We start from the raw sequence: 7,379 nt of genomic DNA, 5'->3' as shown, positions 1-7,379 counted from the left end.
GGTATGCGTTTCGCACGGAATCGAGGACGCGATACGAGCCTTCGGCTTCGACCATGTCGATTCGGGCCGCGTCGGTCGTGCCACGCGCGGCACCTTCGTCCAAGGGGATCCCCTTGAGAGTCGCCGTGGTCGACGCGGGCGCCATCCCCTTGGACGTCAAACCCCAACCGAGGCTCGAAGAACCGCAGATCAAGAATGACGATGAGCCAGTTGCCAGGCCTTCTGCTGCGCCAACCCTCTCGCCGCAGAAATCCTCCAATCGTCTTAGAGCGGCCCGTCTGGAACCAGATCCGCTGGCAGCATGCAGAAGTCGAACTTTCCTGGCCCGTGCCGTCTGTGTCAACGCCCGGTGCGCCGAGCCAGGGGCCTCGCGCTTCGGTGAATGCCGCGAAGCGCTGCGGCAGCGGCGGATCGACGAGGCGCGGCGCAATCCGACCTTGTTGGGGTAGCGCGCCCTTGCAAGGTCTTCGTGCGTGAGGTGTCAGGGAGATCGCGATATCGCGATATCAGGATTCTGAGAGGTAAAGCCGATGACAACACGACAAGAATGGGACGAGTATCTCGAATATGTCCACGCGTTCGATTGGAAAGCTCGGCGCGCCACGCCCCCGCCAAAGGAGAGCGCAATGTCAGACGCCCCGAAGAAGACCGGCCTTGATCGGGATTTGATCTCTCTGAGCGAACCGCACGAAGTGCGCAACTGGACCGAGTCGATCGGCGTCACCGAGCAGCAGCTCAGGGCGGCCGTCGCCGCGGTGGGCAATTCGGCGGAGAAGGTGCGCGAGTACCTGCGGAAAAGATGACCTCCGACGAAAGGACGGCGCGTCCCCTCGCCACCAGGGCACCGACGGCTCAGAGCCGTTGACAGGCCGGGTGGTCCCTGGTTCGAACTGCGTCACTCCATTCCCTCTTATCGCGATGCAGCACGCAGTGCGGCGAATCGACGCGCGAACGCCTCCGACCATTTGTTGAAGGCGTCCTGCGCGTAGCTCCAGCTCGTGAACGAGCTGACGTAGCCGTTCATCCACGCGATCGCCGCGGTCGTTGCTCCCTTGTTCAGGTCGGCGGCGTACTTGAGTCCGATCTCGGTGTCCGCGCATTCACCGACCACTTTGCCGCTGGCGCCGTCCCTGAACTGTGCTTCCAGTCCGGTCTGGCCCATGTACGGGGTCGAACCCACAGGCCGGCCGGTCGCCGCGCCCGTGCCCATCTCGGCGACGAAGCCGTAGGGCACCGCCGTGCCGGCCAGGCTGGCAACGGTGTTGGTCGGGATCAGGGAGGTCAGCGCAAACTTCAAGCGCAACACGCCCGGGCCGGGCGCATCCACGACTTGAACGCCCGGCTGAAGATTCTTGACCAAGGCCGCGTGAAAGTAGTCGAGCAACGCCTTCAGGTCTGTCGGGTCCACTGGATTCTGCGTCGCACTGGGCTCCAGGTAGACCTGGATGCGTTCGATCATGACCTTGTCGTAGCTGCCCCAACGGACCTCCGGTTGCAGCCAGCACAGGAAGCCCTCCCCGCCGGGCGTGGGCTTCAAGCGGCCGGGCTCCGTGAGAAATCCAACTTTGCTGACCTTGGCCTCGCCGTTGTTGGATGCCACGATCCCGGTGCTGCCCGAGCCGGGCGTGGAGCAGCCGGCAAGGAGTGCGGCGGAAGCAATTGCGACCATGGCGAGACAAGGACGAGCTCGATTTCCCACATTGACCCCTCTTCGATTTGGGGCCGAGCATAGGGGCAAACAGGCGTGCGCGCGCCTGCCCTAAAGGGCAGTAGACGCCTTGCCGGAAAGCGCACACAGTGCATGGATCACCCGAATGGGGCGATTTCCGACTCGCGAGACCTGTCTTCGATTGTTTTCGCCGAGTCAAGCCAACTCAGAATTCTTCCACCCTGTACCGGAGTTCCAATCCATGAAAGTGCGTCTTTTCTCGCGGTTCGCCGCATTCGCAATGGCTCTCTTGCTCACCGCTTGCGCCGCACCGGGTTCGCAGCAGTCATCGATGACGATCCGCCAGGGCAAGATCGACCAGATCATGCCGACGGAGATCCCGACCTCCCACCATACCGGCGTGGGTGCAGTGCTGGGCGGACTGGCCGGTGTGGGCATTGGCAGCCTGATCGGTGGTGGCACCGGCCGCGATGTGGCCATGGTCGTGGGCGCGATCGGCGGTAGCGTGGCGGGCAGCCACATTGCGGAGCGTTACAGCAAGCCGCTTGAAGGCCAGCAAATCTTCGTTCGCACCGACAGTGGTGTGCTTGTCGAGGTGACGCAGCCGGTGGTGCCCGGACTGCGAGTGGGTCAGCGGGTCTTCATCCAGGGCAATGGCGAGGCCGCTCGCGTCCTGCCCCAATGAGTTGAAGTACAGGACAGACAGTCCGAGGAGCCAGCATGTCCTTTCGCAGTCGTTCCGCAGCAGCCCTGATGTGTTGCCTCATCGCCAGTGGCTGCGCCAACTATCGGCCTCCGGCGCCGATCGTAGGAGGCTTCATGTCCCCGCTCGTGGCGCGGACCAGTTGCATCGACGCCGTTTCCCGCGAGTTCAAGGCGCCAAGGGAAAACGTCAAGCCGATCAGCGATTCGATGACCATGGAGGAAGGGTTCTATGTCGTCACCCTCGGCATCGGTGCCGGCCAGCCTGCAGTCAACTGCACGGTCAACGAGAACGGCGTTGTATCCGACGTGATTCGAGCACGCTGAAGCGCATCCGGCGGAATTTCCCTCCCATCTGCCCCGAGCAGCGGCTGGCTCGCCGGCTTCATCGGAGGCAGTCACGAATTTCTGTCCCGGCCATACACGGACGCCGGGTGAACTCGGACTCGTGAACCGACATGTCCGTTCCGGTGCGGCAGCACCGGAACGCGACGACGAGTTTGCGAGCCGTCATGCTGGCCTTCGGTATCCTCCCAAGTCACGTCACTCGACCCGGACGAGAATTGGGCTTGGTCGCCGAATGGAGTTTTCATGAGTTGGGTCACTATTGTTTGGGCCATGGTCGGGTCCGCGTGCCTCATGCTGGCTGCCGTGCATTTGCCGGTGTGGGTGAAGGATCGGGCAGCCTGGCCGAGTTTGTTCTTTTCGATCCTGGCGGCGGCGACCGCCGCGCTTGCCTTCTGCGAACTCGTCGCCATGAAAACGCAGGGGCCGGACGAATATGCCCTCGCGCATCGCACGGGACATGTGGCGGTCTGGCTCGTTACCGTGTCGCTGGTCGGCTTCGTGCGCAGCTATCTCAAATGCGGTCGCGCCTGGTTGGGGTGGACAGTCGTCGTGCTGCGGACCTTCACGTTGTTCCCCAACTTCCTGAGCGGTCGTTCACTGAACTTCAAGGAGATCTCGGCGTTGCGCGCCATTCCGTTCCTGGGCGAGAACGTCTCGGTCGCCATCGGGACGCCCAATCCGTGGATGCTGGTCGGCCAGTTGGCGATGGGCCTGCTCACGATTTTTGTCCTGGATGCCAGCCACTCGGCCTGGCGCCGCGGCAACAGGGCCGCTGCGCTCACGATCGGCGGCACGGCCTGCTTCTTCGCCCTGGGTGGCGTTGCTCAGGCGATCCTGGTGTTCTGGGGCTTTGTCGAGGCGCCGATCATGGTCAGCCTGTTCTCTTTGGGCATTGTGTTCGCGATGGCCTACGAACTGAGTCGCAACGTGCGTCACGCGGCGAGACTGCTGCATGCGTTGCGCGAAAGCGAGGAGCGCATGACGCTCGCCACCCAAGCCGCGAACCTGGGCCTCTGGGTGCGTGATGTCGCGTCGGGCATCTTCTGGGCGAGCTCTCGGACTCGGCAGCTTTTCGGCTTTTCGTCGAGCGAGCAGATCAACTTCGAGTCGTTGCTGATGAAGGTGCACGCTGACGACCGAGACATGGTTCGCCTGGCATTCTCCGAGGCGGCGGGGGGGGACAGGGCTGGCCGCTATCAGATGGAGTTTCGCGTCGGCGGTTCCGATGGCCGCACGCGATGGCTCTCGGCGCAGGGGCAATTCGAATTCGAACGCCAGCGCGCCGTCCGGAGCCGGGGCGTGTGCAGCGACATCACCCAACGCAAGGAAGCCGAGCAGGAAATGTTGCGTCTGCGGGACGAGATCGCTCACGCCGGCCGTGTGTCCGTGATGGGACAGCTGGCGGCTTCTCTGGCCCACGAACTCAACCAGCCGCTGGGCGCCATCCTGCGCAATGCCGAAGCCGCAGACCTCATGCTGCAATCCGGTCACGCGGACCTCGAGGAAATCCGCGCGATTGTCGATGACATCCTCGCCGATGACCAGCGCGCGGGACTCGTGATCGATCGCATGCGCGCCATGCTGCGGCGCCACGAGGTGGAGGTCATGCCATTGGACGTGCGCGACCTCCTGGAGAATGTCGCAGCATTGGTCCGTCCCGACGCCGCGGCGCGCCACATTCGCGTGGAATTGGAAGTTGCGCACCAGCTGCCGCCGGTTCTTGGCGATCGCATCCACCTGCAGCAAGTGCTGCTCAACCTCATCTCCAACGGCATGGACGCGATCGATGAAGCAGCACACAAGGTGCGCAGCATTGTGGTCACCGCGATGCGTCGCGGCACCGAGACGGTCGAGATCGCCGTCAACGACACGGGTTCCGGTATTCCGAAGGACCGGTTTGAACAGATCTTCGGGTCGTTCTTCACCACCAAGCCGACCGGGATGGGAATGGGCCTGTCGATCTCCCGCACGCTGGTCGAGGCGCATGGAGGGCGACTGTGGGCCGAGAACGTCGAAGGTGGCGGTGCCAGCCTGCGCGTGACGCTACCGGTCTCACCGACCGAGGGGCCCGCAATGGCTGAGCCTGCGCCTGAGCCAGCTGCCAGGCAAGTGCGATACGCAGCATGAATCGCGCCGAGGTCTGGTGTGTCTTGAGGCCCCGCCTTCGCGGGCCTGTCGACCCTCCCTAAAGGGCAGTTGTCAATCCCTTGGAGCCGGTGCCATCATCGCGCGAACCGCTGCAACCGTGCACGGAATCACGATCTTCAAGGCAAAGAAAGGCAAGCATGAAAGCGGAATTGATGAAATGGCTCACGGTGGTCGCCGGGGTGGTCAGCCTGACGGCTGGCTGCGCCAGCAAGACCGATCCGATCGCGCAGGCAGCCAAGACGGATGTGGCCAAGGGCATATCCGCGCCGAGTCTCGAGCAGACCAAGGCGATCGCCGAGGAAGGCTTTGTCTATGGCTTGCCGCTGGTCATGAACTACGCCGTGATGAACGAGTTCGCGGTGGACACCAAGTCCAGCCAGTTCAAGGCGCCCTTCAATCAACTGCACCATGAGCATCGGGTCTCGACGCCCGCCGACACGGCCGTCATCACGCCGAACAGCGACACGCCTTACTCGATTCTCTGGGCCGACCTGCGCGCCGAGCCGCTCGTGATCACGGTGCCGGCGGTCTCGACGAAGCGCTATTACTCGGTTCAGTTGGTCGACGGCAACACCTACAACTACGGCTACATCGGGAGCCGGGCCACCGGAAGCGCGCCTGGGAGCTATCTGATTGCAGGCCCCGACTGGAAGGGCGCCACACCCCCGGGCATCAAGAAGGTGTTCAACGCCACGACCCCCTTCGCGCTGACCTTGATCCGCACCCAGCTGTTCAATCCGGCCGACATGCCGAACGTCGAGAAGGTGCAGGCGGGCTACAAGATCCAGCCGCTTTCCGCATTCCTGCGTCAACCCGCGCCGCCCGCTGCGCCGAAGATCGCTTTCGTGCCGGCCACGACGGCTGGCATCAAGGCCAACTTCTTCGAGTATCTGTCGGCCGCGCTGCAGTATGTGCCGCCTTCGGCTGACGACAAGGAGATCCGGGCCAAGCTGGCCAGCATCGGGGTGGGCCCCGGCAGGACCTTCGAATTCAAGGACCTCTCGCTCGAGCACAAGGGCGCGGTCCTGCTCGGCATGAAGGCCGGCGACGAGCAGGTCGACAAGTTCCTCTCGGGCGGGATGAAGAAGATCAACGGCTGGAACGTCGGCGCGTTCTTCGGCGACCAGGCGTTCTACAAGGCCGACTGGCTGATGCGTGCCGGCGCCGCGAAGGGTGGCCTCTACGGCAACGACGCCGTCGAGGCGATGTACCCCTACACGCGCACCGACGGCGCCGGCCAGACGCTCGATACCAGCAAGCACGACTACACGCTGACCTTCCCGGCCGGCAAGCTGCCTCCAGTCGATGCCTTCTGGTCGGTGACCATGTACGACGGCAAGAGCCAACTGCTGATCAAGAATCCGATCAATCGCTACCTGATCAATTCGCCGATGCTGTCGGCGATGAAGAAGAACGCGGATGGCTCGCTGACGCTGTACATCCAGAAGGATTCGCCGGGCAAGGCCAAGGAGGCCAACTGGTTGCCGGCGCCTGACGACACGGTCTATCTGGTGATGCGCCTCTACTGGCCGAAGACCACGCCGCCTTCGATTCTTCCCGCCGGCGCCGGCAGCTGGCAGCCCCCGGGGATCGTTGCGTCGAAGTAGCGGTACGGAGTCGGCGCGCGGCTCGAATACATCGGGCCGCTCGAGTTGTCACGCGGTGGCCCGGAGAAGGGCCGTGGTCAGTACGGTGCGGGCACGACGGTGTAGTACACGCCATTGGCGCCGTAGGACGGCCGGAACCAGGTGCTGCCGACTTGGTAGTAGGTGATGCCGGCCTGGGTCACGATCGACGCGCCGGGCGGCACCGTTGCGTAGTTGACGCCCACCGAATACACCGGCCGCGTTGCACTGGCGATCGCAGCGCCGGCTGCCAGGCCGACGACCGCACCCGCGGCGACTGCGCCGGCGCAGTCGTAGCACCCGCCGTGGTAGTAGGGCACCGCCACCGGCACGTGATAGGGCGCATAGCCCCCGTAGCCATAGGCCGGCGGGCGGTAGGTGCTGAAGCCGCCGGCGGTCGTGTGGACTGCGCCATAGCCGGGTACCCCGGCAGAGTGCCCGCCGTAGATGTTGGAGTGGCTGACGGCGCCGTCCCAGCTGCGCGAGGTGGAGCCGCCCCAGCGGTTGACATGCGTGGCGCCGCCCCAGCCGCCATAGGCATGGCCGCCGAAGCGGTTGGCGCTGGCCCAGGCGGCCGCCGGTTCGTGGAAGCCAGCCGCCGTGAGCAACGCGACCAGCACGGGAAGAAGGACCTTGGTATTCGTCATGGTTCGTTCTCCTTACTTCGTCTTGGACGTCTTCTTCGCTGCCGCTGCTGGCTTCGGAGCGGCGAAGCCGATCTTCTTCGCATGGGCCGCATTGACCGCCGCAAAGGCCTCGGCCGCGATCACCGGGTCGAGCTTCCAGTTCGACAGCTCGACCTGGTGGCGCAACTGGAGCGGGTCGCCGCGGAACACCGCACGCAGCTTGCGAGGCAGCTTGTCGTCGGCGCCGATCCAGAATCCAGA

General features: G+C 64.2%; 8 protein-coding genes. 5 read left to right on the top strand and 3 right to left on the bottom strand.

All coding sequences use genetic code 11. From position 1 onward, the window contains the following. Positions 1–530: 530 nt before the first annotated feature. Positions 531–803 (top strand): DUF3606 domain-containing protein, encoded by a 273-nt coding sequence (locus AB4Z46_RS34825; RefSeq protein WP_442288119.1) that lies wholly within the window; start codon positions 531–533, stop codon positions 801–803. A 107-nt stretch (positions 804–910) separates the two neighbouring features. Here AB4Z46_RS34825 and AB4Z46_RS34820 read toward each other — a convergent pair whose 3' ends face one another. Continuing rightward, entirely contained in the window at positions 911–1,669 is a 759-nt protein-coding gene (locus AB4Z46_RS34820; protein WP_442288118.1) for a DUF3313 domain-containing protein, read from the bottom strand. A 241-nt stretch (positions 1,670–1,910) separates the two neighbouring features. Here AB4Z46_RS34820 and AB4Z46_RS34815 point away from each other — a divergent pair, with 241 nt between their 5' ends. The 4 genes from AB4Z46_RS34815 to AB4Z46_RS34800 all read left to right on the top strand — a co-directional run bounded on the left by AB4Z46_RS34815 (position 1,911) and on the right by AB4Z46_RS34800 (position 6,474). Then, positions 1,911–2,354 carry a glycine zipper 2TM domain-containing protein gene (locus AB4Z46_RS34815; RefSeq protein ID WP_442288117.1) on the top strand — a complete coding sequence of 148 codons (444 nt, stop codon included), beginning with the start codon at positions 1,911–1,913 and terminating at the stop codon, positions 2,352–2,354. Between the two features lie 134 nt (positions 2,355–2,488). Next, positions 2,489–2,698, top strand: coding sequence for a hypothetical protein (locus tag AB4Z46_RS34810; RefSeq protein ID WP_442288116.1), 210 nt, complete (start codon positions 2,489–2,491; stop codon positions 2,696–2,698). A gap of 264 nt (positions 2,699–2,962) precedes the next feature. Then, positions 2,963–4,846 carry a sensor histidine kinase gene (locus tag AB4Z46_RS34805; RefSeq protein ID WP_442288115.1) on the top strand — a complete coding sequence of 628 codons (1,884 nt, stop codon included), beginning with the start codon at positions 2,963–2,965 and terminating at the stop codon, positions 4,844–4,846. A 158-nt stretch (positions 4,847–5,004) separates the two neighbouring features. After that, entirely contained in the window at positions 5,005–6,474 is a 1,470-nt protein-coding gene (locus AB4Z46_RS34800) for a DUF1254 domain-containing protein (RefSeq protein WP_442288114.1), read from the top strand. Positions 6,475–6,551: 77 nt separating this feature from the next. Here the strand turns inward: AB4Z46_RS34800 and AB4Z46_RS34795 are convergent, their stop codons facing one another. Both AB4Z46_RS34795 and AB4Z46_RS34790 read right to left on the bottom strand, forming a co-directional pair. Further along, positions 6,552–7,139, bottom strand: a complete 588-nt coding sequence (locus AB4Z46_RS34795) for a hypothetical protein (protein WP_442288113.1) — start codon at positions 7,137–7,139, stop codon at positions 6,552–6,554. A 12-nt stretch (positions 7,140–7,151) separates the two neighbouring features. Beyond that, on the bottom strand, positions 7,152–7,379 hold a 228-nt coding region (locus AB4Z46_RS34790), incomplete at its 5' end, for a DUF2092 domain-containing protein (protein ID WP_442288112.1).

It is taken from the genome of Variovorax sp. M-6, from assembly GCF_052114385.1.
Classification (GTDB): domain Bacteria; phylum Pseudomonadota; class Gammaproteobacteria; order Burkholderiales; family Burkholderiaceae_C; genus Variovorax.
Note: the sequence above shows the minus strand (reverse complement) of the source record. Positions and strands in the feature narration are given on the sequence as shown.